This window comes from Streptomyces sichuanensis (genome assembly GCF_020328095.1).
GTDB lineage: Bacteria > Actinomycetota > Actinomycetes > Streptomycetales > Streptomycetaceae > Streptomyces > Streptomyces cinnamoneus.
Genome location: NZ_JAIXMK010000004.1, coordinates 236,878 through 262,772, shown reverse-complemented (window position 1 = coordinate 262,772; position 25,895 = coordinate 236,878). Strand labels below are relative to the sequence as shown.

Below are 25,895 nucleotides of genomic sequence, written 5' to 3'. Positions count from 1 at the left end.
GTGGATGTCATTCCAGCATCCCCTATCATCTATTCTCGTACTGCGTACGAGAAATGGTGGAGGGGAACGATGACATCACCCACGCGTGACGCCGCCGCGCCGAGGGCCGCGGCCTGGACGCCGCCTTCCGGGAAGCCGCCACTGCCCTCACGGATCATGCGGGCGACCTGGCGCGGGCTCCCGCCCAGGCGGCACGACGTCGGGTGGGAGCCCGGACTGGTCGTTCCGGCCGCAGACGGCAGCCCGTTGATCACGGACCACTACTTCCCCCGCACCGCGGGCGACTTCCCCACCCTCCTCGTGCGTTCGCCCTACGGCCGGGGCCTGCCCTGGTCACCGCTGTACGGCATCCTCTTCGCCGAACAGGGCTTCCACGTGGTCCTGCAGAGCTGCCGCGGCACCGGCGGCTCCGGCGGCCGGTTCGACCTGTGGCGCGACGAGGCCGCCGACGGACAGGCCACGGTCTCCTGGCTGCGGGAGCAGCCCTGGTTCAACGGAACGCTGGGCACCGTCGGCCCCAGCTACCTGGGCCACGTGCAGTGGGCCCTCACCCTCGACCCGCCGCCGGAACTGAAGGCGATGGTGGTGCAGGTGGGGCTGCACGATCCCCACGCCCTCTTCCACGCGGGCGGCGCACTCCACCTGGAGGACGCCCTCATCCTCGGCGCCGCCATGACCACCCAGCACCGCGGACTGGTCCCCCTCGTGAAGGCGACGATGCGCCTGCAACGCCACCTGCGCACGATCGTCACCGCGCGACCGCTGCGCCGGGCGCACGTGGCCGCCCTCGGCGAAGTGCCCTGGCTGGACGAGGTGATGGCACACCCGGACGCCGACGACCCGTTCTGGTCCGGCACGTCCGTCGGGGAGGCCGCGGACCGGCTGAACGTCCCCACCGCCCTGATCACCGGGTGGCACGACGTACTGGCCGACCAGACCTTCGAGCAGTACGGCCGGCTGCGCCGGGCCGGCTGCGACACCGCCCTGCTCGTCGGACCCTGGACCCACACCTCCGCCCTCCAGCAGGGCTGGCCCGAGGTGTTCGCCGAGAGCCTGGCCTGGCTGCGCGCGCACCTGTGCGACGACCCCTCCGGCCTGCGCCCCACCCGGGTGCGCGTGCACCTCGGCGGCGACAACGCGTGGCGGGACCTCGACGACTGGCCACCGCCCCCGCCCGTGTCCTGCGATCCGGCCCCGGCCACCACGGTGTGGTTCCCCACCCCGGGCGGACACCTCACCGAACTGGCCCCCACGGACTCCGCACCGCTGGCCTCCTTCCGCTACGACCCCGCCGATCCCACCCCGTCCGTCGGCGGCCCGCTGCTCGCCCGCACCGCCGGCCCCCGCGACAACAGCGCACTCGAAGCCCGGGAGGACGTCCTGACGTTCACCAGCCCGCCGCTGACCGGGCCCGTGGACGTCCTCGGCCCCGTCACCGCACGACTGACCGTCTCCACGGACACCGGATACGCCGACATCTTCGCCCGCCTGTGCGACGTGGACGCGCAGGGCCGCTCCACGAACGTCTGCGACGGGCTGGCCCCGCTGCGGACGCCCGGGCAGGAACCGGCGAAGGTCACCGTCCCGATGAGCTCCACCGCCCACCGCTTCGCCGCCGGTCACCGGATCCGCTGGCAGATCAGCGGCGGCGCCCACCCCCGCTACGCCCGCAACCCCGGCACGGGGGAGCCGGCGGTCGACGCCACCGACGTCACGCCCGTCCGCATCACCCTGCACGCGGACTCGGCACTGATGCTCCCCGGGGACGCCGGTTGACGCACACGAGCGGCCCGGACGGCCGGTACCCGGACGGCGGCTCCCCGGCGGCGGGGCCGGCACGACGCGCATACAGTGCGAATGCCGACTCTCCGTGACGTCTCTCAGGAGGCACCGTGCTGCCACCGGCGAGGTCGAGGTCCATCCGGCTGCTCGCCGCGGCGGCCGTGCTCCTGCTGGCCGTTGCGGGCTGCGCCCCGTTGGAGGACGAGGCCGACGCGGCCGACGGGCCCGTCGTCACCGTGACGTCGGGACGGCTGCGCGGGTCGGTCCGCGAGGGCTACCGGCTCTTCCAAGGCATCCCGTACGCCGCACCGCCGACCGGCCAGCGCCGCTGGCGCGCCCCGGAGCGGCACTCCGCGTGGGAGGGCGTCCGGGACGCCACCATGCCCGGTTCGCAGTGCCCGCAGCCGGGGGTGGCCGGAGCGGCGGCCACGGGCCGCGAGGACTGCCTCTTCCTCAACGTGTGGGCGCCGGAGCGGCGCCGCGGGGAACGGGCGCCGGTCATGGTGTGGCTCCACGGCGGCGCCCTGAGCTGGGGCAGCGGCGACGCGTACCCGGCCCGGCGGCTGGCCACGCAGGGCGGCGTCGTCGTCGTCACGATCAACTACCGGCTGGGGGCCCTGGGGTACCTGGCCCACCCCGCGCTCGCCGACGGCAAGGAGACCGGGAACTACGGCCTCATGGACCAGCAGGCGGCCCTGCGCTGGGTCAAGGGCAACGTCGCCGCGTTCGGCGGCGACCCCGCCAAGGTGACGGTCGCGGGTGAGTCCGCGGGCGGCGCGTCCGTCTGCGCCCTCCTCAACTCCCCGGCCTCCCGCGGCCTGTTCCGCGCCGCGATCCTGCAGAGCGGCCCGTGCGGAGGCCGGGAGGCCGGCGCCGCGCAGCAGGCCGGCACGGCCTTCGCCGCGTCGCTCGGCTGCTTCGTCGAGGCCACGGCCGCCGGCTGCCTGCGCGCCCTGCCCGCGAGCGCCCTGACGAGCCCGCCGCGGCACGGCGCCAAGGGCTTCTCCGCGATCCCGGAGGCGCCCGCCGCCTCGGTGAGCACCCTCTCGTACGGCACGGCCCTGCTGCCCGGCCCCGTCTCCGGCGTCCCGGCCGTCAAGGTGCCCGTCCTCAACGGCACCAATCACGACGAGGTCACCTACACCCTGACCGGCAAGGTCCCGCAGCAGGAGTTCGTCCCCGGCCTGAAGGCCCACTACGGCGCCAAGGGCGGGGTCATCGCCCGCGCGTACCCCCGGAGCGCCCACAAGGGCGACGCCGGGCTCGCCTACGGCCACGCCGTCACGGACGGCGACTTCGCCTGCCGGGCCCGCTCGCTGAACCGTACGCTCTCCCCGCACATGCCGGTGTACGCCTACGAGTTCGCGGACCCCGCCCCCGTCGCCTGGTCCGGTGTGCAGCAGTTCTTCGGCACCAAGAACGTCCTGGCCGCCCACGCGACCGAGCTGCCCTACCTCTTCGACTTTCCGGGCGTCACCTTCACCGAGGAGCAGCAGAAGCTCTCCGACCGGATGATCGCCTACTGGAGCTCCTTCGTCTCCACCCTCGACCCGAACGGCAAGGACCGCGCCCGCTGGTACGCCTACCGCAACCCCACGGACAGCTTCCTCTCCCTGCGCCCCACGGGAAGCGTCACGATCAACACCTTCGGCACGGACCACCACTGCGGTTTCTGGCAATCGGTCGAGCCGGCGCGACGGTAGGCCGGCGGACGGCCCCGTGCGCCCATCGAGCCGGCGAGGCGTCGCCATGCGTCTGCCCTCACGCCCCACTCGGCTGTACGGGGGCGTACGGGCGGGGCTAGCCTCGATCTATACGTAGCCGTATAGATCGAGGGGCTTGCTCATGAGACTCCCCACCACCGCACACACCTCCCGTCCCTGGCGGATCCATGAGATCGCCGGCGACTTCCACATCGAGGACGTGTGGGCGCTGCCCACTCCAGGCGGTCCCGACGATTTCCCCCGGCTGGTGCGGCAGTTCACGGAAGGCGACGCGACAGGCGACTCCTCACCCGTGTCGCGCGCTCTCTTCGCGATCCGTTGGAAGCTCGGAGCGCTGCTCGGCTGGGACAAGCCCGACGCCGGCACCGGCGGACGGGTGCAGACGCTGCGCGACCGGTTGCCGGCGGACCTCCGCGACGGGCCCCAGGGGCCCGCCTTCTCCTCGCGCCCGTTCACCTCCCTCTACCGGACGCACGACGAGTGGGCGGCCGAGATAGCCAACCGGACCATGCACGGGGTCATGCACATCGGCTGGGTCCCGGACGGGGCCGGCGGCTACCGCGGTCAGATGGCCGTCCTGGTCAAGCCGAACGGGCTGCTCGGTGCCGTATACATGGCAGGGATCAAGCCCTTCCGGTACGCGGGGGTGTACCCGGCGCTGCTGCGGGCGATCGGACGCACGTGGCAGGCGAACACCCGTGAGGAAAGCGCGGCCTGACGCGGAGACAGTCCCGCGCAGGCGAACGGCGAGCGCAGGTACCGCCACCGCCGGGGCGGCGGTACCTTCACCGACTGGCTCAGGACGCCCGCCGGGCCGCCCGCCAGTCCGGCGCCAGCACCGACCAGATCTCCTCGTCGTGCCGCTTCCCGCGGTACAGGTAGCTCTCCCGCAGTACGCCGTCCTTCGTCATCCCGAGCCGCCTGGCCACGGCGATGCTGGGCTCGTTCGCCGACGACACCCACCACTCCACACGGTGGATGCCCCGCTCCTCGACGGCCCAGTCGATGAGCACGCGCACGGCCCGGGTCACCAGCCCCTTGCCCACCGCCGCCGGCTCCAGCCAGCAGCCCGCCTCGGCAGTGCGCTGCCCGACGTCCATCCGCCGGAGGATGACGGCGCCGACCAGCTTGCCGTCCGTCCAGATGCCGCAGATCCGCCCGGCATCGGCCGCGGTCTTGTCCGCGTACGTCTGGAGGAACGCCCGGCTCGACGCGAGGTCGGTGACGATGTCGGGCAGCCCGTTGTGCTGCCCGATGAACTCCCGTCCCCGGTCGATGTGGGCCAGGAACGCGTCGGCCTGCCACGGTTCGAGCGGACGCAGTTCCGCACCGTCGTCGCCCAGGGATATCGCGTACATCGTCACCTTCCACCACAGGAATCAGCGCACACTGCCAGTGGATCTTCTCACGGGTGTCGGCGCGGCCGTCCGGGGAGCCGGTGGCGGCTCAAGTGGCCTGACCGGTGGCGGTGATGCGCACCGTGTCTCCTGAGCGGCCGCCCGCGAGGACGTCGATGCGCACGCCCGCGGCCGGGTCGGTGAAGGACCGGCCGGGCCCGAACGCCGCGAGGTCGAGCGGGCCGCACCCGGCCGGCGGGGTGGTGGCCGGGCTCCCGTTCATCACCCGGACCGGACCGTTGCCCGTCGCGACCGCGGAGTCCACCTTGTAGATCAGCACGCCCGTGGAACAGGGACGCGGGTCGTTGCCCGCGGCGCGGCGCGACTCGGCCACGTACGCCGTGGTCGCGCCCGTGCGGACGACAGCGATCTTGGTGCCGCCCGGGCGCTCCACGGGCGTCAGCCGGACGGTGCGCCGGCCGGGCTGCGCCAGGCAGGCGACCTGGTCGTCACGGGTCCAGCCGAGCTTCCACGAGTGCCAGCCGAGGTGCTGCGGGGCGTGGCCCGCGATGTTGCCCATGACGTCCCAGCCGCCCACGAATCCGTGGGTGTCTCCGGTGAACGCGTACAGATCGGGCAGGCCGAAGACGTGGCCGGTCTCGTGCGCGGCGACCTTGTGCCCCCAGCGCCACATGTCCTGGCCGAAGGTGACGGCCCATCTGACGCGGGTGCCGTCGGCCGTGACACCGGGCGTGGACGGGTCGTAGAGGTAGGTGGGGGAGAAGGAGATCGCCGCGGCCGCTCTGGTGGGGACGACGTAGACCATGTCGTAGCGGGAGAAGTCCGCGTACGGGTCGGCGGCCGTGACCGCGTCGCGGAGGTAGCGTTCGTGGGCCTCGAAGGTGAGCCCGCGCTGGAATCCGTAGCTCGTGGACGCCGCCGGCATCCGGATCCACCGGTGCGCGAACGTGAGGTCCAGCTGCGAGCGGCCGTAGGAGGCCGTGCGCATCCACTCGGCGGCGGGGGCGAGGAGGCCGGCGTACGCGGCGGTCGGGTCGGTGGCCCGGGCGTCGGGGAAGTCCACGAACAGCGTCAGGACCCGGTGGACGCCCGTGGCACGCCGGAACTGCGCACGGTCGGTGTCATGGCCCTCGTCGGTCCAGCCGGTCCCGCCCTTGAGCGCGCAGTCGGCGGCGGGTGACGGCCGTTCGGGCCGGGGCGCCGCCGCGGCGGCAGGTGCGGCCAGGGCCGTGCAGGTGGCTATGCACGTGGCGAGGGTGCAGGCCGTGGCGAGCAGCCGCGGCCGGGAGCGCAAGGTGGGCATGTCACTCCTTCTCAGGGCGGAGCCTTCGGCTCACCGCCGGGGAGGTCCACGAAACGGACGGGACGCACAGGACAAGGCAGGGACAGCCTGGCGGGTTCAGGGCCCGGCCGCATAGCGGTCGGCCAGAACGGTCACGGCTTCGGCGACGGCCTGTCGCAGTGCCGGCGGTCCGACGACCTCCGCCTCCGTGCCGAGTCTGAGCAGGTCGCCGAACCGCGACGGCCGGCGACTCGACCGGCATGTCCACCCGCACCCAGCCCTCGTCGTCCGGCGGCCCGGCGCTCTCCAGGGCCCGGGTACCGGCATGTCCGAACTGCACGGGCAGCAGCCGTTGTGCCCGGGAAGAGATCCGCAGGTGCTCGGTCGCCTGGCGGAACGTGGCTTCCAGGCGTCGCGAGGATTCCTGCCAGTGGGCGGCCAGGTCGAAGCCGGCGGGCCGTCCGAAGCCCGTGTCCGTGACCTCCACGGCCAGGAATGCGGGGCCGGGCGCTCCGGCGAGGAACAGCGCGTCGGCCTCGGCATCGGTGAGCCCGGTCAGCCGTGTGCGGTAGCCGTCCATCAGGCGGTAGCCGCCGACGGGCCCGCGCTCGGCGCAGACCGGGACGCCCGACGCCTGGAGCGCCTCCACGTCCCGGTAGACGGTACGGACCGGCACCTCCGGCTCGGCGGCGAGCTCGGTGGCCGTCATGCGCCCGCGGTTCTGGAGCAGCAGGAGCAGGCGGAGGAGCCGGCGCCGGCCGAGCAGGGCGGATCCGGTCCCGGCTCGCCCGCGCCTCGGTGATCAACGCCTTCTCCGGGGGCATCGAGGCGGTGGGGACGTCGTGTGAGTACGTCATCGTCTACGTCACGGCGACGACCGGCACGTTCACGGCCGGACACGGAGAATCATCCTTCCCGTACACCTTCGGCTACGAGCTGGACTGATGTCCTCCAGACGCGTGCGCACAGGCGGAATTTGCCCTTCACGCCCCCAGGATGCCCCGACAGACTGACTCGTGAGTCAACGTCGGGTGAGCTTCGTGTGCAGCAGGGTAGGTCCCGTGCTGGGACAGACGTGCCCTGAACGCGATCTGAAGGGATCACCACCATGAAGATCTGCAAGAGCGCCGCCCTCGGCATCATGGCCGCCGCCGTCCTGGGCAGTGGTCTGGTCATGGCTCCACCGGCCACGGCAGCCGAACCCGCGGGGGTCAAGGTGACGGGGACGGCCCCCGCCTGCGTCAAGCGGGACGTCATCAAGCACGAGAAGTACGTGAAGGTGACCAACAACTGCCAGGAGGCGATGCACCTCAAGGTCGTCATCGACTGGGGACCCGACTCGCGCTGCCTCACCTACCAGCCCGGTTACCAGTGGGAATGGCACTGGGGGAGGGGCTCCTACGGCAAGGTCGTCACCTGCTGACCCACTGACCGGCGTCCCTTGGTGACTGCCCCGGTCACCGCCCCGTACGGCGGCCGCCGGGCCCCGCGCCCGTCGCGGCGGTGACCCGGGGCCACCCGGGGGCCCTGGTGCACGAGGTGGAGACCGTAGGATTCAGGCCATGATCGTGCCGATAGTCTTCACCGCGCTGGGCGCCGCAGCGGCCCTGTTCGGCATCAGCCTCGCCTTCGACATCGGCGGTGTGGCCGCCGCCATGTCACAGAGCGCCCAGGCCCGGAGCGAACGCGTCTACCGCCGGCTGGGCGGCCAGGGCTCTCTCGGCGGTTTCGACAGTCTGGGCACGCCCGCAACGCTCGCGGCGGGCACCAGCGTGACGCGGTTCCGCATCCGCGGAGTCGTCCTGGCCCTCGCCGGCCTGGTGATGACGTTCGCAGGCATCATGCTGATCAGCCTGCACTCGTAGGCCGTCCCTCGAAGCCGGGCCACCCCTCAGGCAGGACTTCGCGGACGCTCGCGCACAATGGACCGGGCGGCACGGCCGCCCGAGCACAGTGCCACCGGGGGGAGTACACACATGCACAGCGCGCACGGCGGGGCCGTCGTCGTGGCCGTGGTGGTCGTTGCGCTGGTCGTACGACGCCAACTGCGCACCCGCCGGGTACGCCGTGCCGGCTCACTGATCGCCCCCATGATCCTCGGCGTTCTCGGCACCCTGGGGCTCGCCTTCGGCATCGCATCGGTCCTGAAACACCACGCGCTGACGACGCTGCCCGTCGTCCTCCTGGCCGCAAGCCTGGCCGTGGCGGCGGGCTTCGGAGCGGCCAGGGCACGGACCGTACGGGTGTGGCACGGTCCCGGGGGCGACGTACTGCGCAAGGGAACGGCGGCCACCACCGGATGGTGGCTGGCCTCGGTGGGTGCGCACGGCGCACTGGGCCTGTGGATCGACCACGCGGCCGGCGCCGGAATGCTGGGCACGGCGTCGCTGTACGCGTACCTGGCGATCGGCCTGGCCACCCAGAACCTCCTGCTCCGTGGGCGGGCCGCCACCGCGCGGCCGGCCTGACGCGCCCACAGCGAAGGCTCTTCATCGCCGGGCAGCGGCACGTGGCGTCCCGGGCCGATCGGCGACAATCAACGGGTACACCAGCCGCACCGGCCTCACCGATGACGAACACAAGGAGCGACATGTCCCTTCACGACGTGGAAATCGACGCCCTCAACGGCGGCCCCGCGGACCTCGCCCAGTACAAGGGCAAGGCCGTCCTGGTCGTCAACGTCGCCTCCCGGTGCGGGCTGACCCCGCAGTACGCCGGACTGGAGAAACTCCACCAGCAGTACGCGGAGCGCGGCTTCACGGTCCTGGGCGTCCCCTGCAACCAGTTCATGGGGCAGGAGCCCGGCACCCATGAGGAGATCGCCGCCTTCTGCTCGGCCACCTACGGCGTCACCTTCCCCATGACCGAGAAGACCGACGTCAACGGCGAGTACCGGCACCCCCTGTACGCCGGACTCGTCGGCACGCCGGACGCCGAGGGCCACACCGGCGACATCCGCTGGAACTTCGAGAAGTTCCTCGTCGCCCCCGACGGCACCGTCGTCGCCCGGTTCAGCCCCCGCACCGAGCCGGACGCCCCCGAGGTCACCGCCGCCGTCGAGGCCGTACTGCCGGCCTGATCCCGTGCCGCGGCGGCCTGCGGCGCATACTTCGGGCCGGAGCCGGTCCCGGAAGCGGGTCCGGGACCGGGACCGGCCGCTCAGCCACGCGGGCGGACGTGCAGGTCCAGTCCGCCCGCCCCCGGCGCCTCCACACCCGGCAGCAGGCGCATGGCACGGTCGTAGTCGCCGCCGACGAGGGACCGGAACGGTACCGGCTCGTCCGTGAAGAGCCCGTCGAGCCGTCGCGCGTACTCCTGCTGCGCCACCGCGAACCGCTCCTCCGGCAGGTCGTTCGCTCCGAAGACCGCGAACGGTTCGAGGGGCGCCATGCCGGTGAACCAGAACAAGCCGTGCTGGAGCGGGTGGAGGACGTCCTCCAGCCGACCGTGGACGCCCCGGTCCGAGAACGCCGACTCGCGGGCGCCGGCCGTCACCGACACCAGCGCCCGGCGCCCCGCGAGGGCGCTCTCGCCGTAGGGCGGGGGCACCTCCGGGCCGTAGCCGAACCCGCTGGTGAACACCCGGTCGATCCAGCCCTTCAGGATCGCCGGCACCGAGAACCACCACATCGGGAACTGCAGGATCACCGCGTCCGACCAGCGGACCTTCTCCTGCTCCGCCGCTATCTCCGGCGACAGCCGCCCCGCCAGCGTGGCGTGCTCCGAGGCGCCCATCACCTGCAGCCGGCGGTCCCCGGGGTGGTCGGGGAAGTCGTCGGCGTCCACCGTCGCCTTCCACTTCATCGCGTAGAGGTCGGACAGGCGTACCTCGTGACCTGCCGCGCGCAAGTGCTCGACCGCGAAGGCGGTCAGCGAGGCGGTGAGCGAACGGGGTTCCGGGTGTGCACTGACGACGAGGATCTTCTTCTGCTGCTGCGGTGTGGCTTCCCTCATGCGGCTACGCTCTCGCGATCGCTGCGGAGCAGCCAGCACCCTGTTCGACCACCGGATCGGTGATCCTGGTACTGCGAGGGCCACCCATACTGGAACGCATGAACAGCGTGGACCACAGGGAGCGCACAGACAGTGCGGACCACCGCATCGACGGGGTCGGCGATCCGCGGCGGGCGCTCGGCGGTTTCCTGCGCACTCGCCGGGAGCGCGTCGCGCCCGAGCACGTAGGGCTGGCCGGCGGCCGTCGCCGGCGGGTGCGCGGGCTGCGCCGGGAGGAGCTGGCCCAGCTGGCGGGCATCAGCGTGGACTACTACGTACGGCTCGAACAGGGCCGGGCCACCCAGCCGTCGGCCGAGGTGCTCGACGCGCTCGCCGGGGCGCTCGGTCTCGACGGGGCGGAGCGCAGGCACCTCGCCACCCTGGCCGGCGCCCGGCGCGGCCCCGCGCCCAGGGCCCGGGTGAGTCCCCTGCTGCAGCGCGTCATGGACGCCATGGCCCACCTCCCGGCCTTCGCGACGGACCATCGCCTCGACGTGGTGGCCTGGAACGCCCTCGGCGCCGAGCTGATGGGCGGCCTGGCCGAGCCCGGTCGCCGCGACCGGAACCAGGCGCGGTACCTCTTCCTCGACCCCGCCTCCCGGGACGTCTTCCCCGAATGGGAGGACAGGGCGGTCGAGGCCGTGGGCCAGCTGCGGGTCTTCGCCGGGCGTTACCCCGACGACGCGGAACCGGCCGGGCTCATCACCGAACTGTCCGGACGCAGCGCCGAGTTCCGGAGGCTCTGGGCCACCGGCGAGGTCGTGATGTGCGCCGCGGGCCGCAAGCGGCTGCGGCACCCGGTGGCCGGGCTGCTGCACCTGGACTACGAGACGCTGCACGTGCCGGCGGCGCCCGGTGAGGTGGGCCTGGTCGTGTATGTGTTCAGTGCCGACGAGGGCAGCCGGGACGCCGCAGCCCTGGCCCGGCTGGCAACGGCCGCGGAGGAGGTGCCCGGGGCGCGCGCCGGGTAGCCGTCGGGACGACGGACGGATCGGCCCGGGGGCGCCGAATCCGGCGCCGCAGGCCGGGATACCGTGGAGTCGAGACCCGAGTGATGAGGAGGGACGCGTGCGATTCGCGCTGGACGCACTGTTCGCCGACGTGCCCGCGCAGCAGGTCGATGAAGCTCGTGACTTCTACAAGTCGAGGGCGGCAGGCCGTGGCCCCGCCACACTGGACGAGCTCAAGGAGGCCCGAGCGAAGAGGTCTGCTCCTCCTGCCGCCGATCCGCCTGCCGTCGAAGAGACGATCGAAGCCGCGGAAGCGTGCGTCCCCGTCAGGATCTTCACTCCTGCCGACGGTCCGCCACGGGGCGTCTACCTGGACATCCACGGCGGCGGCTTCTACATGGACTCCGCAGCACGAGGCGACGGGCGCAACCGCGAACTCGCGGACGCCCTCCACATCGCCGTTGTCAGCGTCGACTACCGGCTGGCCCCTGAGCACCCCTGGCCGGCGGCACCCGACGACTGTGAGGCGGCGGCGCTCTGGCTCGTCGAAGAAGCCGGTCCCCGCTTCGGCACGTCCCGGCTCGCGATCGGCGGGAGCTCCGCGGGAGCCACACTCGCCCTGGCGACCCTGCTCCGGCTGAGGGACAGAGGTGCCGTTGACCGGTTCACCGGCGCTGCGCTCCAGTTCGGGACCTACGACCTGAGCGCACGAACCCCGGCCGGACGCCGCATCGCGGACGAATACTTCATCCAGGCGTACGCCGGCCATGTGGAAGACCGCACTGTCCCCGACATCTCTCCCCTCTACGGCGCCCTGTGGGGGCTTCCCCCGACGCTGCTGGTCGTCGGAAGCGCAGACGTGTTGCTGGAAGACAACCTGGCGCTGGCAGGCCGGTTGTCAGCGGCCGGCAATGACGTCGAGCTCCGGGTCTACCCCGAGTCCCCCCACGGCTTCACGGGCCACCCCACGGCAATGGCCAGGACCGCGCTGAGCGGCGTCGACTCGTGGCTGCGCGACCGGATGACGCAATCGTAGGGACTGACCGCGATCCTCGGACGATCCCGGTCCTGGGAGTCGATGACGCGGACACGGCCTCGCGCACCCCGCGTGGGCGCCGCCCGGCCCGCCCGGCCAGGCCGGGGGGCCGGGCGGCGTGACTGGCATCAGAGCTTCAGGTTCGACAGATCGACCGCCGCGGCCATCGCCTTCGTCCCCGCGTCGTTGAGGTGCAGGTGGTCGCCGCTGTCGTACGCCGGGAGGATCCGCTCCGGGTCGGCCGGGTCCTCGACGGCCGCCGCGACGTCCGTCACGGCGTCGAAGACGTCGGCCGTGCGGATCCACTCGTTGACCTTGCGGCGGACGGCCCGGCCCTCCTCGGAGTCGTAACCCTCGAAGATCGTTCCCGCGTAGGGGCCGATCGTGTGGGCGATGACGGTGAGGCCGGCCTCGTGCAGCCTGCGGGCCAGCTCGGTGTAGCCGTCGACGAGCTGCTCGACCGTGGGCAGCGGCTGCGGGGCGGCCGGGTCGATGGAACCGGGGCTGCCGAGGTCGTTGAGACCGAAGTTGAGCAGGACGTGGGTGACGCCGGGCACGTCGACGGCATCGCGCTGCAGCCGCGCGAGGGCGTGCTCGCCGATCTCGTCGGTCAGCAGCCGGTTCCCGGAAATGCCCTGGTTGACCACCCAGCCGCGCTCCAGGCGGCGGTTGAGCTGGTCGGGGAAACGGGCGTCGGCCCCGGGGGTGGTGCCGGCCCCCTCCATCCACGAGTCGCCGAAGGCCACGGCGATCGCCGTGCCCTCGGGAGCGAGGACGTCGACGCCGGAGACGAAGTACCGGGACAGCGGCAGCTCTTCGGCACCGTCCAGGGCGGTGGCCGCGGTCGCGTCGCCCGGGACGGCGAAGCCGGTCTCCGAGGCGATCACGGAGAAGGTCGCGAGTCCCGTGTCGTGGGGGAAGTAGAGGCTGAGGGCGAGCGCGTCACCGGCGGACACCTCGCCCACCACCGGATCGCTCACGGCCTCCTCGCCGGCCGCGAGGGTGAACCCGTGCTCCCCACCGAAGGTGAGCGCGACGGACGTCTCCGGGTCGATGCCGTGCCCCTCGGTGCGCCGCGCCAGCCGCGCGGCCCCGACGGTCAGCGGCTCCTTCCCGAACCTGTTGCTCAGGCGTATGCGGACGGCTTCGCCGCCACCGTTCAGGCGCAGGACCTGCCGTACGGTCTGGTCGGTGAAGCTCCTTGACGGAAAGAGCCGGTAGGTCTCGTAGGGGCTGATGACGGCGGAGCGGAATCCTGCTACCCACTGGGAGGTCGTTGTCATGATCGTTTCGAACAGCGGGTGGCTGGATCTTGTTCCCGTGGCCCGGGGCGGGTGCCGGACCTTTCTGCGGCGGCGTTCGTCTACCCCGGCGGGACGTGCCCGCGCTGTGACTGCGACTGAAGAAGGGCATCGACCACGGAATCGTCCACGGAACCGCCGACCGTGACGTCGAAGACCGGAACCGGCCCGGGCAGGGGATCGGCGCCCAGGGCGTCCTTGACGATGCTGTGCGTGGCGCCGAGCAGGTTGATCGTGCCGGCCCCCGACATGGTGCCGTGGGACAGATCGACCTTCGCCTTCGCGAGATCGAGGGTGAAGCTCAGCAGCTCCTTCGGCTCTGCCAGGCCGGGCGGCGGCCCGGACGCCGGACCGGGAGCCGCGCTGCCGGCGATGTTGCGGCTGGTGAGATCGGCCGTCAGGTCGCTCAGCAGCACCCGTTTGCCCGTCGACGGCCTGGCGAAGCCGAACGCCCCGTCGAACGTGACGGTGCCCGTGCTGAAATCCGTCGCCAGGCGACCGTCCTTGGTGGGAACGCGCACGCACTGCCTGCCACCCTTGCCGATGACGACGGCGGGTGCCTGGGCGATGAGGGACAGACCATTGGCCTGCAGCGCCCCGGCCGCGGCATCGGTCAGGCACAGGTCCGCACTGGCGTGGCTCAAGGTCACCTCGGGGACCGGCAGCACGTGGGGTATCGCACCCACGGCAGCCGCGGCCCACAGACCGGCGCCGGCCGTCGCGGCGGCGGCGGCTATGAAGACGGCGACGTGGCGCCGACGTGGGGACATGTCCGAACTCCTTCGGTTCCGGGCAGCGGGACAGCCCCCGACGTCGGTACGGCCGCGTTCGCCACCCACCCACGCCCTCCGTCATCGTGGGCCCCTCACGGCACCTCCGCCACGCGGCACTGCCCAACCGGGCGACTCGCCCGGCCGCCACTTCCCGCCCTGGGCCGGTTTCCGCCCGTTTCCCCGTGCGCAGTATCGAGAGGGTGGTACAGCGGAGGAGGCGACCATGACCGTGATCGTCGGGCTCGTCCACGACGGGCGGGTGCACCTGGGCGGGGACTCGGCAGGCGTCTGCGGCCTCAGAGTCACCGTCCGCCGTGATCCGAAGATCTTCCGGAACGGCCCCTACGCCATGGGCTTCACCACCAGCTTCCGCATGGGGCAGCTGCTGCACCACGCGTTCAAGGCGCCCAAGCCGAAGGGCGACCTGGACCGGTTCATGACCACCGTCTTCGTCGACAGGCTGCGCACGTGCCTGACGGAGGGCGGCTGGGCGCGCAAGGACTCCGAGCAGGAGCAGGCCGGGACGTTCCTCGTGGGCATACAGGGCCGGCTGTTCACCGTCTACGACGACTACCAGATAGCCGAGCCGGCCGACGGATACGCGGCCGTGGGGTGCGGGGACGAATTCGCGCTCGGGGCGCTGCACGCCACCGCCGGCCTGGACCTCAAACCGCGCAAGCGTCTGACGCTGGCCCTCGCGGCCGCCGGCCACCACAGCGCCGGGGTCAGCGCGCCGTTCCGCTACGTCACCGCGCGGAAGCACCTTTCCTGACCGTGTCCGGGTCGCCCGCCGACGTGACCCGCGTCTCACCCGGGCGGGACCGCTTGTCTATGCAACGAGTTGCATAGAGGATCCGGCATATGGCGCTTGAGCACGCGATCCTCGTCTCTCTGCTGGAGAAGCCGGGCTCCGGATACGAGCTGGCCCGGCGGTTCGACCGGTCCATCGGGTACTTCTGGACCGCTACCCACCAGCAGATCTACCGCGTTCTCAAGCGCATGGAGAGCGACGGCTGGGTCGAGGCCCGTGAGGTGCCGCAGCAGGGCAGACCGGACAAAAAGCACTATTCCGTTGCCGCCCCGGGCCAGGCCGCCCTCTCACAGTGGCTGCACGAGCCGATCGAACCGGAGAGCGTCCGGCACGACCTCGCAGTCAAGATCCGGGGCGCCGCCTTCGACGACCCGTCCGAGCTGATGCGCCAGGTCGAGCGGTACCACCGGACACACTCCGAACGGCTGGCGCACTACCTCGCCGGCGAGCTGCGCGACTTCACCGGCCCCGACGCCCCCGAGGCGCTCGACACCATGCAGGAGCTGCAGCACGTCGTGCTGCGCGGCGGCATCGCGTACGAGCGGATGACGCTCGCCTGGCTCGACGACGTGCTCGCCACCCTCCACCGGATCCGTGAGGCACAGGCCGGGCGGCCGCGGGCCGCCGAGCGCCCCGAACGTCCCGGGCACCCCGAGCGCTGACCCCCGGAAGCGGGACGCCCGCCGCCCTCCCGCACCAGGAGCGGCCGGCGCGCCCCCCGCATCCCCCTGACCACCGAACCCCGTTCACCCCCCGACTCCGAGCCGGAAAGGCGGACAGTCATGGCCGACCCGCTTCTCTTCAACCCGCGCACCTACGACCCGGCGCACTTCGACGCCGAGACCCGCAGGCTGCTGCGCGCCACCGTCGACTGGTTCGAGACCCGCGGCAAGCGCAAGCTGATCGAGGACTACCGCTCCCGCGCCTGGCTGGCGGACTTCCTGGAATTCTCCGCCAAGGAGGGCCTGTTCGCGACGTTCCTGACCCCCGCGGCGGCCGCCGACGGAGCCGGGGACAAGCGCTGGGACACCGCCCGCATCGCCGCCCTCAACGAGATATTCGGCTTCTACGGGCTCGACTACTGGTACGCATGGCAGGTCACCATCCTCGGCCTCGGCCCGGTCTGGCAGAGCGACAACGCCGCCGCCCGCGCCCGTGCGGCCGAGCTGCTCTCCCAGGGCGAGGTGTTCGCCTTCGGCCTGTCGGAGAAGACCCACGGCGCCGACATCTACTCGACCGACATGCTGCTGGAGCCCACCGGCGACGGCGGCTTCCGCGCCACCGGATCCAAGTACTACATCGGCAACGGCAACGCCGCCGGCCTCGTCTCCGTCTTCGGCCGCCGCACCGACGTCGAGGGCCCCGACGGCTACGTGTTCTTCGCCGCCGACAGCCGCCACGAGGCGTACCACCTCGTGAAGAACGTGGTCGACTCCTCGAAGTACGTCAGCGAATTCCGCCTCGACGACTACCCGGTCGCGCCCGAGGACATCCTGCACACCGGCCGCGCCGCCTTCGACGCCGCCCTGAACACCGTCAACGTCGGCAAGTTCAACCTGTGCACCGGCGCGATCGGCATCTGCGAGCACGCGATGTACGAGGCCGTCACCCACGCGCACAACCGCATCCTCTACGGCCGCCCCGTCACCGCCTTCCCGCACGTGCGCCGCGAGCTGACCGACGCCTACGTCCGTCTCGTCGGCATGAAGCTGTTCAGCGACCGCGCCGTCGACTACTTCCGCTCCGCCGGGCCCGACGACCGCCGCTACCTCCTCTTCAACCCCATGACGAAGATGAAGGTGACCACCGAGGGCGAGAAGGTCATCGACCTCATGTGGGACGTCATCGCGGCCAAGGGCTTCGAGAAGGACACCTACTTCGCCCAGGCCGCCACCGAGATCCGCGGCCTGCCGAAGCTGGAGGGCACGGTCCACGTCAACCTCGCGCTGATCCTCAAGTTCATGGGCAACCACCTGCTGAACCCCGCCGAGTACGCGCCCGTGCCGACCCGCCTCGACGCGGCCGACGACGAGTTCCTCTTCCGGCAGGGACCGGCCCGGGGCCTCGGCTCCATCCGCTTCCACGACTGGCGCGGCGCCTACGACGCCTACGCCCACCTGCCGAACGTCGCCCGCTTCCGGGAGCAGGCGGACGCCCTGTGCACGTTCGTCACCACGGCCGCCCCCGGCGAGGAGCAGAGCCGCGACCTCGACCTGCTCCTGGCCGTCGGCCAGCTCTTCGCCCTGGTCGTCCACGGCCAGCTGATCCTGGAGCAGTCCGCCCTGACCGGGACCGAGGAGGACGTGCTCGACGAGCTCTTCGCCGTCCTCGTCCGCGACTTCTCCGCCCACGCCGTCGAGCTGCACGGCAAGGACTCCGCCACCGAGGAGCAGCAGAGCTGGGCGCTCGGCGCGGTCCGGCGCCCGGTCGTCGACGAGGCCCGCTCGACGCGCGTGTGGGAGCGCGTCGAGGCACTGTCCGGGGCGTACGAGATGGCCCCGTAACGGCCCCGGCGACAGGGCGTACACGGCTGTGGGGTCTTCCACCGGCGCGTTGCGCACGGTGGAAGACCCCACGGGCTCGGGGACGGGTCCCGGCTATCGGCCCGTCATCCGTGCTCAGTGCTGTCGCGGACGGCCGGCGAGGTCGTACCGCAGCTTGCTCGTCCTGACCGACTTGTCGACCGACCGGCTGTTGTCGATCGCGGTGCTCTTGTCGACCGTGGTGCTGACCTCGGCGTCCGTGCTCTGTCCGCAACGGTTCTGGTTGGCCTGCTGGACGTTGGAGAGGTCAGCGCTGCCGCCCTTGCCACCGTTGGCAGTGGCTCCCTGGTGCTGAGCGCCGCTGCTCGCGCCCGAGCCACCACTGCCCGGGCCGCCTGCGCCGACACCGCCCGCACCGGGTCCGCCCGCGGCGGGACCGCTGGTGCCGTTGCCGCCTTCGGCGTCGGGGCTGCCCCCACCGAAGACGCTGCCGCCACCGCCGGCCCCGGCACCGCCGCCGCTGCCGTCGCCGCTGGAGGCGTTGCCACCCGAACCGCTGCCCCCGGCGCCGGTACCGCCCGTCCCGTCACCGCCCACGCCGACGCCCAGCAGATCCTGGGCCTGCTTCACCACCGCGGTTCCGCCGGAGGCGTCGACCAGGCTGGCGTTGTACGGGTTGTTGCAGTAGATGTTCGTGACGCCGTCGCCATGGCCCGAAGCGGCCGAGGCGCTTCCGCAGCCGAACCCGAGCGTGGTGACGACGAGCGTGGCGGCGGCAGCGATCCGCTGAACGAAGCTCACAGGATTCCCCTCCAGTCGGCGCCGGTGCACGTATGACCGGCGTACTTTCACCTCGACTTAACTGCCGACCATGGGAAGGGTGACGGGTTAACTATGGTGCGTCACCTTTACGGCATTCACCCACTCTCTCTCACCCGTGTGGCGGAACGGGATTCCTGTGGCGGACGGGCGGGCGGGGCCGCCCGGCGGCCCCGCCCTGACGGCGCTTCACCGGCCGCGGCTCAGGGCTTCGCGGCTGCCTGCGCGGGCTGGACCGTGAATCGGTACCGGTCGGTGAGGACGGGCAGGGGGTACTTGTCCGTGCTGCCCACGGGAATGTAACCGGAAGCCGTCAGCATGTACTTGGCTGCGGGCGCGCTCGACGCGAAGCGCACGCGCAGGTCGAGAGCGTAGGTGTCGCCCGGCTTGAGGTCGCCGATCTTCGCAGGGCAGTTCAAGTACCAGGAGTTCGGGCCGCCGACCGGGTCGGCCTGGGGGCACACTTCGCCGCTGAACCGGTGGGTGCCGAACCAGAGGTCCACCGGGTGCCAGCGGCCGCCCGCGTAGTACTCCAGCTCGACGTCGCCCTGCTTGATGTCCTCCTTCGTGCTGTAGCCCTCCTGGAACAGGAGCGAGGCGTGGAAGTCGGTCAGCGTCTGCCCGGTGCGGTTCTCCATGGTTATCGAGAAATTCGACCAGTCGCCGCCCGGCGTGAAAGAGGTCGGGAAGTCCTTGAAGGCCAGGACGGGTTCGGCGGCGGCCAGGGAGGTCGCACCCGTCGGCGCGGTGTCGGCGGCGACTGCCGGTGTGGCGAGAAACAGGGCAGGGGCCATCGTGGCGGCAGCCACATATGCCGCGATCCGCTTGAGGTTCATGTGATCATCATATGGCGGGTATAAGGGAAACACCCACGTGTTTATCGCGCCCCGGCGGCGAGCTGCCTCCGCCGGGGGCGCGTTCACCGGGCTTCGTTCTTCTGCTCTCACGCCCGACGCGCACAGGGTGTTCGCCGGACACCTCGAACACGTCGCGTCCCGCTCCCTCAGGTCCTGAGCAGCCTGACCGCGAGCGCGTACACCTCTTCACGGGTGCGGGTGCCGTGGTCGGCGGCCAGGAAGTGATTGCCGATCAGCAGCGAGAAGGCGAGCATGCAGCGCGCCTCGACCTCGCCCTCGTCGGCGTACAGCCCACGGAAGAGCGAGCGCAGGTAGTCCATGCGCCGGTTGTCGACCCGCCGCAGCCGGTCGGCGACGACCCGGTCGCGCCGGGCCCAGTCACGGACCGCCAGGTCGATGGCCAGCAACCGCTCGTCGGAGGCCAGTGTGCCCGCTCTCGCCATTTTGTCCTCGGCGTCACCGCCCTCGCGCTCGACGCGTGCGAGCAGGTCGTCCACGCTCTCGCGTTCCCAGGTGTCGAGCATCTCCTGCAGCAGGGTGTTCCGGTCGGCGAAGAAGCCGTAGAAGCCGCCCTTGGTGACACCGAGCGATTTCGCCAGCGCCTCGATGCGGACCGCGCCCGGGCCGCCGTCGGCGAGAGCCTGCAGGCCCGCCTCGATCCACTTGCTGCGAGGTGTGCGGGTCTCGGCGCCCATGACTCTTGGTACCCCGTTCGTGTTGCGGCCTGAGATCGACGGTGAGATCTATACGGTATCGTATAGATGGCTAGGACCTGCCGATGGTTCGTCCGAAGGGGAGAGCGGCATGAAAACCTGCCTCGTGGCGTTCCACTATCCGCACGCTTCCCACCGCGAGGAATTCATCGCGCGCGTCCGGCGGGTCGCCGAGATATTCCGGCGGACGCCGGGCTGCCTTTCGGCCGACTGCTGGGTGACGGACGAGGCGGTGGCGTCGACCGTGCACATGGATTCCGCGGAAGCCCTCGACGCGGCGCTGGCCACCGTGATGGCGACGGCAGGAGCGGACATCGTCTTCGACGACCGCGAAACGCGCCCTCGCGAGATTCACCGGCTGACGGCCCCCTGACCCGCCGGACGCGCCGGGGCGACGATATCCGGTCGCCGGCGTACGGCCCGGCCTGAGACGATCCGCGTATGGCGCGAACGTTTGAGGACCTGGTGGCCGAGGCGGAAACGGTCCCGGTGGAGGGCTGGGACTTCTCCTGGCTGGCGGGAAGGGCCACCGAGCAGCGCCCCTCGTGGGGCTATCAGCGCATGATGGGCGAGCGGATGGGCCGCGCCTCGGCCGCGCTGGACATCCAGACCGGCGGCGGGGAGGTCCTGGCGGGCGTGCCGAAGCTTCCACCGCTGGTGGTGGCCACGGAGTCCTGGCCGCCGAACGTCGCCAAGGCCACCCGCGCGCTGCACCCGCTCGGCGCCGTGGTCGTCCAGGACGAGGACGAGCCGCCGCTGCCGTTCGCCGCCGGGGCCTTCGACCTCGTGGTGAGCCGGCACCCGGTGACGGTGTGGTGGGAGGAGATCGCCCGGGTGCTCCGGCCGGGCGGCACGTACTTCTCGCAACAGGTCGGACCGGCCAGCGTCTTCGAGCTGGTCGAGTACTTCCTCGGCCCGCAGCCCGAGGAGGTCCGTCGCAAGCGGCATCCGGACGACGCCCGCCGGGCGGCCGAGGCAGCCGGCCTGGAGGTCGTGGACCTGCGCTCGGAATTCCTGCGCACGGAGTTCTTCGACATCGGCGCGGTCATCTACTTCCTGCGGAAGGTGATCTGGATGGTGCCCGGATTCACCGTCGACCACTACGCGGACCGGCTCCGGCAGCTCCACGACCGGATCGAGAACGAAGGGCCGTTCGTCGCCCATACCGCACGGTTCCTGATCGAGGCACGCAAGCGCACCTGACGCAGTCTCGGCACCACAGCGACGGGGCGGAGCCGTGCGGGTCGGCTCGATGGTGATGCCCCGGCCCGCCGCCCGCACACCCTGGGCCGGCAGCGCACCCGCGGGGCGGGCCGGGGCGTCGTCGAGCCCCGGCCGCCCACGACGCCGCTCAGGGGGCGCTCACTCCTCGGCGGTGGTCGTGGCGCGGGCCTCGTCGCGTACGTCCGCGCAGGCGTGCCGGCGCAGGACCCGCAGCTGTTCGCGCCAGGCGGCCGACCAGTTGGTACGGCCGCCGCCCACCGTGGTGAGGGCGACCGCGAACAGCCCGGCGGCGTGGCCCCCGTCGGCGGTCAGGGAGCGGGCAGCGTGGGCGAGCGCCCCGTCGCTGCCGTGGCGTGTTCCCAGGCGCTGGACGAGCGAGCCGGCCGTGCGGGCCGCGAGCGCCGGCCGGCCCTCGTGGAACCGGGCGAGGCGCTCAAGCTGGGACGTCAGTCCGTCCGGTGCCGCGTCCGGATCGAGCGTACGGACCAGCAGTTCGGCCGCCTCGGGGCCGTAGTCCCCCGAATCGCCGAGGACTTCGGAGACGGCGAGCGCCGTTTCCCGCACGGCCCGGGGATGCCGTGTGCTCCTTGCCGCCAGACCGAGGGTCAGACGCCGGAGGCGCCGGTGCGCGGGCCGGTCGCGGTCGGGCTCCGCGTCGGGGGCGCCGGGCAGGGCGTCGGCAGCGATCAGGGCGGTGAGCGTCCGGGTGAGCGGGGCGGGGTCCGGCGTGCCGGAGGGTGCCAGCGCGACGACGTCGCACAGCGCGTCGGCGGCGTGGTGCCAGCTCGCCCGGTTGTCCAGGTCGGTGACGGCGGCCTCCAGGATTTCCGTGGCGTCCGGCGCCCAGGGCGACCACGTCCCGAGCGCCGCGTAGGCGTCGCGCGCCACCTCGGGGTCGTCGGTGTCGCACACGGCCCGTACGAGCGCCGCGTAACGCCGCCGGTGACGCTCGGGCAGATCGCCCGGCCGGCTCGCCAGAACGGTCATCCGCAGCTCGCGCCGGCCGGCCGCGGCGGTCTCCAGCAGCCCCCACGCCTCTTCGTGCGCGAGCAGGCCCTTGGTGAACGCCACACACGCGGCCTGCACGTCGTGGTGCTGACCCGGGCGCGTGCACGCCTCGGTGAGGAGCGCCACCGCCTGCGGCGCGGGCAGTGCGGTGGCGGCGAGCCGCGCGGCCTCCTTGCGGCTGGTCACCTTCACCCCGCTGGTCGAGGTCAGGAGCCCCCTCAGCTCCCCGGCCAGGGCGGACGGCGCGACGAACCGGCTCGCGCGGGACGCCGCGGGGACGGCGACGCGCGCCCGGTCCCCGCCGGCGTGGGAGAGGAGCAGCCGCAGGTGGCGCCCCGGGCCCTCCGTCCGGGCGAGGGCCGCGAGGGCGGCCTCGGCGAGCGGCACGTTGCCGTCGTCGGCGTAGCGCAGCAGCAGTCCGGTGCCGTGTCCCGGTAGCCACGCGGCCATCCGCACCGCCTGCACGCGCTCGTGCATCGTGAGGTTGTCGTCCCCCGCCGCTCGCTCCAGCAGCCGTACTGCCGCGGCCTGCTGGCGCGGCAGCCAGTACCTCGCGTCCCGGCAGACCGGCGGCAGCACGTGGCTGCCCTCGATCAGGAACCGTCCGTACGGAGGGGTGTCGCCCAGCACGGTGTCCAGCAGGTCGGTGCGGCGGCACACGAGCATCCACTGCACGCGGGACAACGTGGCGGCGGACGGTTCCAGCGCGAGCAGCTCGGTCAGGCGGTCGTCCCGGGTCCGGGGGTCGTCGAGCCAGTGATCGACGGCTCGACGTCCGTCGTCGGGGGTGCCGTGCTCGATCGCGCGCCGCAGCAGGGCCTGCAGCCCCGGTATGCCGTGGCCGAGCTCCCGGAGCGTGGCGGCGAGCCGCAGCGTCTCCGTGAAGTCGGCCCTGTCGGCGGCGGCTTCGAGGGAGGGGCGCAGCGCGGCGAACACGTCGTGCTCCTGGCCCGGACGCAGGTCCTCGCGCGAGGGGGCGGCACCCTGCAGCCGCGCCACCGTGCGGAGCGCCCAGCCCGTCAGTTCGTCGTCCCCCGCGTCGGTTTGCTCACGCAGCACCCCGCGGGCCAGGGTGCGCAGGGCGTGGCTCTCGGGCCAGGAGAAGTCACGTGCCTCGACGGTGTCGGTCGTGAGGCGCTCCAGGTGGGGAGCCGCTTCCTGGGCGAACAGGGTGGGCCGGACGTCGGCGAGCGCGGCCAGGAAGGCGGAGCGCACCGGCTGCTGCTCGTTGCGCAGCCGGTCCAGCCCCGCGAGCAGTTCCGTGAGGGCGGCCGGGTCGCGGGCGAGGGCCGCGTTGCGCACCAGCAGCTTGTAGGCGTAGGCCCGCTCCGTGGGCTCCGAACGGCGGGTCGCGGCCAGTAGTTCAGGACGGGCCTCCGCCACCGGCAGGTAGGCCATGGCCGACAGGACGCTCTGCCGGCTGCCGCCGTACTCGCGGGCCTGCCCGGCCATGCGCCGGGCCTCGGCCTCGCGCCGGGCCCGGGGCAGCACATCGAGGATGCCGTGCGACAGGGCGGCATGGCCCATGCTCCGCCCGTTCATCGCGACGTCGTAGAACTCGGCGCGCCGTGACGGCGCCATCGCCTTCAACAGCCGTACGAGAGCACGCTCGTCACGGCCCATGGCCCGCCCGAACGCGTCGAAGCCGGGCGGCCGGTGACGGACGAGTACACGCAGCACGGACGGCTTCAGGCGGTGGAGGTCCCCGTCCTCGCGCCCCGGCGCCACGAGGAGCCGGAGGGTGCCGCCCGGGTCGGCGGCGGCCAGCCGGCCGAGCCGCCGGTGGACGGGTTCGGGCAGGGCGCCCGGGCACAGCCGCTCCAGCAGGTCGAGCACCCGCAGGGGCTGTGCCTCGATGGTGGCCGCCACGATGGACCCGTACGCCTGCCACCACCTCCGCCGGTGGTCCTCGGACAGTGCCGCGAGCCGGCGCTCGGCCTCGTCGAGGACGGCGGGGGAGTGGTGTGCGGCGAGCTTGCCCCAGGGGACGGCGGTGTGGAAGAGGACGGGGAGCAGCTCCTCGACGGTGGCGGGCCTGCAGGCCGGCAGCAGCTTCGCCGCCTCGGCGTCGCCCCAGCGCTCGCGGACCGGCCGGACGAGCGCGTCCGCGAGGGCGGTGCGCCGCCCCGCGACGACCGCCCGGACGATCTGACGGCGGATCGCCAGAGGCGCGTCGTCCAGCGCTGCCGTGACGGCGGCGTCGGAAATGAGCCCGTCGCGGACGGCGGCGACGGCGTGGACCCGGACGGCCGGATCGGGGTCGGTCAGCCGGTTCTGCAGCCAGACGACGTCACGGCCGGCGCCCGCGGCCGAGGCCGCGATGCCCTGCTCGTACCCGCCCCGCTCCGACAGCTCGGCCAGCACCGCCCCCAGCTCCCCACCGGCCCGGCGCTCCCGGGCCCACCGGGCGATGTGGCGCACGCGCTGCGGGAAGGGCAGCGGGTCGAGGGTGACGAGGAGCGCGTCGACGAGCGCGGGGGCGGTGCTTTCGATCATGCGGCGATTGTGGGGGAGGACGTTCGCCCAGGTCCAGGCCGTTTCTCTCGCAGGGGCCCCGCTACGTCAGGGCGACGGGCAGGTGGCGGGGGCCGCGCAGGACGGGGCTGTTGCGGTATTCGGGCAGGTCCTCCAGCAGCCGCGGGCTGTCGAGCCGGCGCAGCAACGTGCTGAGCGCGATCTGCGTCTCCAGACGGGCCAGCGGTGCGCCGAAGCAGTTGTGGATGCCGCTGCCGAAGCCGAAGTGCTGGTTGTCGCTCCGGGTGGGATCGAAGCGGTCGGCCTCGGGGAAGCGCAGCGGGTCGCGGTTGCCCGAGGCGAGGACCAGGATCAGCGGCACGCCCCGGGGGATGGTCACTCCGGCGATCTCGATGTCGGCCAGCGCAGTGCGCTGGGGCAGCATCTGCACGGGGGGCTCGTAGCGCAGGAGCTCCTCGACCGCGCCGGGCATCAGCTCCGGGTGGGCCCGCAGCCGTTCGAGCTCCCCGGGGTGGCGGAGGAGGGTGAGCATGCCGTTGGTGATGAGGTTGACGGTGGTCTCGTGCCCGGCGATCAGCAGCAGGACGGTGGTGACCATGAGTTCCAGGTCGGTGAGACGTCCCTCCGGACCGTCGTCGTTGACGAGGCCGGAGAGCATGTCGCCGGCCGGACTGCCGCGCCGTTGCCCGGCGAGTTCGCCCAGGTAGGTGCCCATGGTCATGCGTGCCTCCTGGGCGGCGCGCCGTCGCGGCCCGGGATCCTCCCCGGGGGCGAAGTCCAGGCTCGCGACGACGGTGTCCGCCCAGGCGTGCAGCTTCTGCACGTCCTCCTGCGGCACGCCGAGCAGCCGGCAGACGACGGTGACGGGCAGGGGGAAGGCGAAGTCGTCGACGAGGTCGACGTGATCCCTGCCCGCCAGGCCGTCCGCCAGTTCCTCGGCGATGCCTTCCATCTCCTCGTACAGGGCGTCGACGCGGCCGGGAGAACAGGGCGGCCCGAACTGCCGCATGGTCAGGCGCCGGAGCCTGTCGTGCTCGGGGTCGTCGATGCCGATGAAGGCCGGCGGAAGCCCCTCCGGCACCAGGAGACCCGGGTCGGGTTCGGTGCGGTTGCGCAGGTCCGAGCTGACGCGCGGATCGTGGAGCAAGGCGTTGATCTCGTGGTAGGTGCCCACCAGGTACGCCCCGCTCTCCTGGCGCGCCACGCCGCCGGCTTCCCGCAGCTCCGCGTACAGGGGATAGGGATCGGGGCGGTGACGGTATTCCGTGATGCGCCGGAAGAGGGTCTCCGAGGACATGGGCGGGGC

At 72.4% G+C, this 25,895-nt stretch carries 25 protein-coding genes and 1 pseudogene; 15 read left to right on the top strand and 11 right to left on the bottom strand.

Going from position 1 to position 25,895, the window contains the following annotated elements:
- The first annotated feature begins 69 nt into the window (after positions 1–69).
- The 3 genes from LE181_RS03085 (at position 70) to LE181_RS03075 (ending at position 4,224) form a co-directional block, all read left to right on the top strand.
- Positions 70–1,776: a CocE/NonD family hydrolase gene (locus LE181_RS03085; RefSeq protein WP_225659322.1), complete on the top strand. Its 1,707-nt coding sequence runs from the start codon at positions 70–72 to the stop codon at positions 1,774–1,776.
- Between the two features lie 116 nt (positions 1,777–1,892).
- Entirely contained in the window at positions 1,893–3,485 is a 1,593-nt protein-coding gene (locus tag LE181_RS03080) for a carboxylesterase/lipase family protein (protein WP_225659321.1), read from the top strand.
- 142 nt (positions 3,486–3,627) lie between these two features.
- Positions 3,628–4,224, top strand: coding sequence for a DUF2867 domain-containing protein (locus LE181_RS03075; RefSeq protein ID WP_225659320.1), 597 nt, complete (start codon positions 3,628–3,630; stop codon positions 4,222–4,224).
- A 79-nt stretch (positions 4,225–4,303) separates the two neighbouring features.
- On the opposite strand, the gene LE181_RS03070 is transcribed toward LE181_RS03075, so the two are convergent.
- The 3 genes and pseudogenes from LE181_RS03070 to LE181_RS03060 form a co-directional block, all read right to left on the bottom strand.
- Positions 4,304–4,864, bottom strand: coding sequence for a GNAT family N-acetyltransferase (locus LE181_RS03070; protein ID WP_225659319.1), 561 nt, complete (start codon positions 4,862–4,864; stop codon positions 4,304–4,306).
- A gap of 88 nt (positions 4,865–4,952) precedes the next feature.
- The gene (locus LE181_RS03065; protein ID WP_225659318.1) at positions 4,953–6,167 is read right to left on the bottom strand and encodes a M6 family metalloprotease domain-containing protein; all 1,215 of its coding nucleotides are present in this window, start codon (positions 6,165–6,167) and stop codon (positions 4,953–4,955) included.
- Positions 6,168–6,263: 96 nt separating this feature from the next.
- Positions 6,264–6,855: pseudogene (locus LE181_RS03060) on the bottom strand (helix-turn-helix transcriptional regulator).
- Positions 6,856–6,944: 89 nt separating this feature from the next.
- Between LE181_RS03060 and LE181_RS03055 the strand changes: the two are divergent.
- The 5 genes from LE181_RS03055 to LE181_RS03035 all read left to right on the top strand — a co-directional run bounded on the left by LE181_RS03055 (position 6,945) and on the right by LE181_RS03035 (position 9,225).
- Entirely contained in the window at positions 6,945–7,091 is a 147-nt protein-coding gene (locus LE181_RS03055) for a hypothetical protein (RefSeq protein WP_225659317.1), read from the top strand.
- Positions 7,092–7,254: 163 nt separating this feature from the next.
- Positions 7,255–7,569: an alpha-amylase inhibitor gene (locus LE181_RS03050; RefSeq protein WP_225659316.1), complete on the top strand. Its 315-nt coding sequence runs from the start codon at positions 7,255–7,257 to the stop codon at positions 7,567–7,569.
- 139 nt (positions 7,570–7,708) lie between these two features.
- A complete protein-coding gene (locus LE181_RS03045; protein WP_225659315.1) occupies positions 7,709–8,011 on the top strand; it encodes a hypothetical protein in 303 nt (100 codons plus the stop codon).
- A gap of 111 nt (positions 8,012–8,122) precedes the next feature.
- Positions 8,123–8,614 carry a hypothetical protein gene (locus LE181_RS03040; protein WP_225659314.1) on the top strand — a complete coding sequence of 164 codons (492 nt, stop codon included), beginning with the start codon at positions 8,123–8,125 and terminating at the stop codon, positions 8,612–8,614.
- 122 nt (positions 8,615–8,736) lie between these two features.
- Complete coding sequence (locus LE181_RS03035) at positions 8,737–9,225, top strand: glutathione peroxidase (RefSeq protein WP_225659313.1); 489 nt, start codon at positions 8,737–8,739, stop codon at positions 9,223–9,225.
- Between the two features lie 80 nt (positions 9,226–9,305).
- On the opposite strand, the gene LE181_RS03030 is transcribed toward LE181_RS03035, so the two are convergent.
- Positions 9,306–10,100 carry an NAD(P)H-dependent oxidoreductase gene (locus LE181_RS03030; RefSeq protein WP_225659312.1) on the bottom strand — a complete coding sequence of 265 codons (795 nt, stop codon included), beginning with the start codon at positions 10,098–10,100 and terminating at the stop codon, positions 9,306–9,308.
- Positions 10,101–10,198: 98 nt separating this feature from the next.
- On the opposite strand from LE181_RS03030, the gene LE181_RS03025 reads away from it, so the two are divergent.
- On the top strand, positions 10,199–11,110 hold the full coding sequence (locus tag LE181_RS03025; protein ID WP_225659311.1) for a helix-turn-helix transcriptional regulator: 912 nt from the start codon (positions 10,199–10,201) through the stop codon (positions 11,108–11,110).
- Between the two features lie 97 nt (positions 11,111–11,207).
- Positions 11,208–12,125 carry an alpha/beta hydrolase gene (locus LE181_RS03020; RefSeq protein WP_225659310.1) on the top strand — a complete coding sequence of 306 codons (918 nt, stop codon included), beginning with the start codon at positions 11,208–11,210 and terminating at the stop codon, positions 12,123–12,125.
- A 128-nt stretch (positions 12,126–12,253) separates the two neighbouring features.
- Here the strand turns inward: LE181_RS03020 and LE181_RS03015 are convergent, their stop codons facing one another.
- Both LE181_RS03015 and LE181_RS03010 read right to left on the bottom strand, forming a co-directional pair.
- Positions 12,254–13,408, bottom strand: coding sequence for an SGNH/GDSL hydrolase family protein (locus LE181_RS03015; RefSeq protein WP_225659309.1), 1,155 nt, complete (start codon positions 13,406–13,408; stop codon positions 12,254–12,256).
- Positions 13,409–13,488: 80 nt separating this feature from the next.
- Positions 13,489–14,196: a hypothetical protein gene (locus tag LE181_RS03010; RefSeq protein WP_225659308.1), complete on the bottom strand. Its 708-nt coding sequence runs from the start codon at positions 14,194–14,196 to the stop codon at positions 13,489–13,491.
- Positions 14,197–14,422: 226 nt separating this feature from the next.
- On the opposite strand from LE181_RS03010, the gene LE181_RS03005 reads away from it, so the two are divergent.
- From LE181_RS03005 to LE181_RS02995, 3 genes are all read left to right on the top strand, one after another.
- Positions 14,423–14,971: a hypothetical protein gene (locus LE181_RS03005; protein ID WP_225659307.1), complete on the top strand. Its 549-nt coding sequence runs from the start codon at positions 14,423–14,425 to the stop codon at positions 14,969–14,971.
- Between the two features lie 89 nt (positions 14,972–15,060).
- Entirely contained in the window at positions 15,061–15,672 is a 612-nt protein-coding gene (locus LE181_RS03000; protein ID WP_225659306.1) for a PadR family transcriptional regulator, read from the top strand.
- Between the two features lie 120 nt (positions 15,673–15,792).
- Entirely contained in the window at positions 15,793–17,514 is a 1,722-nt protein-coding gene (locus LE181_RS02995) for an acyl-CoA dehydrogenase family protein (RefSeq protein ID WP_225659305.1), read from the top strand.
- Positions 17,515–17,628: 114 nt separating this feature from the next.
- Here LE181_RS02995 and LE181_RS02990 read toward each other — a convergent pair whose 3' ends face one another.
- The 3 genes from LE181_RS02990 to LE181_RS02980 all read right to left on the bottom strand — a co-directional run bounded on the left by LE181_RS02990 (position 17,629) and on the right by LE181_RS02980 (position 19,864).
- Positions 17,629–18,294, bottom strand: a complete 666-nt coding sequence (locus LE181_RS02990) for a hypothetical protein (protein ID WP_225659304.1) — start codon at positions 18,292–18,294, stop codon at positions 17,629–17,631.
- A 221-nt stretch (positions 18,295–18,515) separates the two neighbouring features.
- Positions 18,516–19,148 (bottom strand): hypothetical protein, encoded by a 633-nt coding sequence (locus tag LE181_RS02985; RefSeq protein WP_225659303.1) that lies wholly within the window; start codon positions 19,146–19,148, stop codon positions 18,516–18,518.
- A 167-nt stretch (positions 19,149–19,315) separates the two neighbouring features.
- The gene (locus LE181_RS02980) at positions 19,316–19,864 is read right to left on the bottom strand and encodes a TetR/AcrR family transcriptional regulator (protein WP_225659302.1); all 549 of its coding nucleotides are present in this window, start codon (positions 19,862–19,864) and stop codon (positions 19,316–19,318) included.
- Positions 19,865–19,973: 109 nt separating this feature from the next.
- Between LE181_RS02980 and LE181_RS02975 the strand changes: the two genes are divergently transcribed.
- A complete protein-coding gene (locus tag LE181_RS02975; protein WP_225659301.1) occupies positions 19,974–20,255 on the top strand; it encodes an NIPSNAP family protein in 282 nt (93 codons plus the stop codon).
- Positions 20,256–20,323: 68 nt separating this feature from the next.
- Positions 20,324–21,085 carry a class I SAM-dependent methyltransferase gene (locus LE181_RS02970; protein WP_225659300.1) on the top strand — a complete coding sequence of 254 codons (762 nt, stop codon included), beginning with the start codon at positions 20,324–20,326 and terminating at the stop codon, positions 21,083–21,085.
- 159 nt (positions 21,086–21,244) lie between these two features.
- Here LE181_RS02970 and LE181_RS02965 read toward each other — a convergent pair whose 3' ends face one another.
- Together LE181_RS02965 and LE181_RS02960 are read right to left on the bottom strand one after the other, a co-directional pair.
- Positions 21,245–24,610: a hypothetical protein gene (locus LE181_RS02965; RefSeq protein ID WP_225659299.1), complete on the bottom strand. Its 3,366-nt coding sequence runs from the start codon at positions 24,608–24,610 to the stop codon at positions 21,245–21,247.
- A 61-nt stretch (positions 24,611–24,671) separates the two neighbouring features.
- The gene (locus tag LE181_RS02960) at positions 24,672–25,886 is read right to left on the bottom strand and encodes a cytochrome P450 (protein WP_225659298.1); all 1,215 of its coding nucleotides are present in this window, start codon (positions 25,884–25,886) and stop codon (positions 24,672–24,674) included.
- Positions 25,887–25,895: the final 9 nt, after the last annotated feature.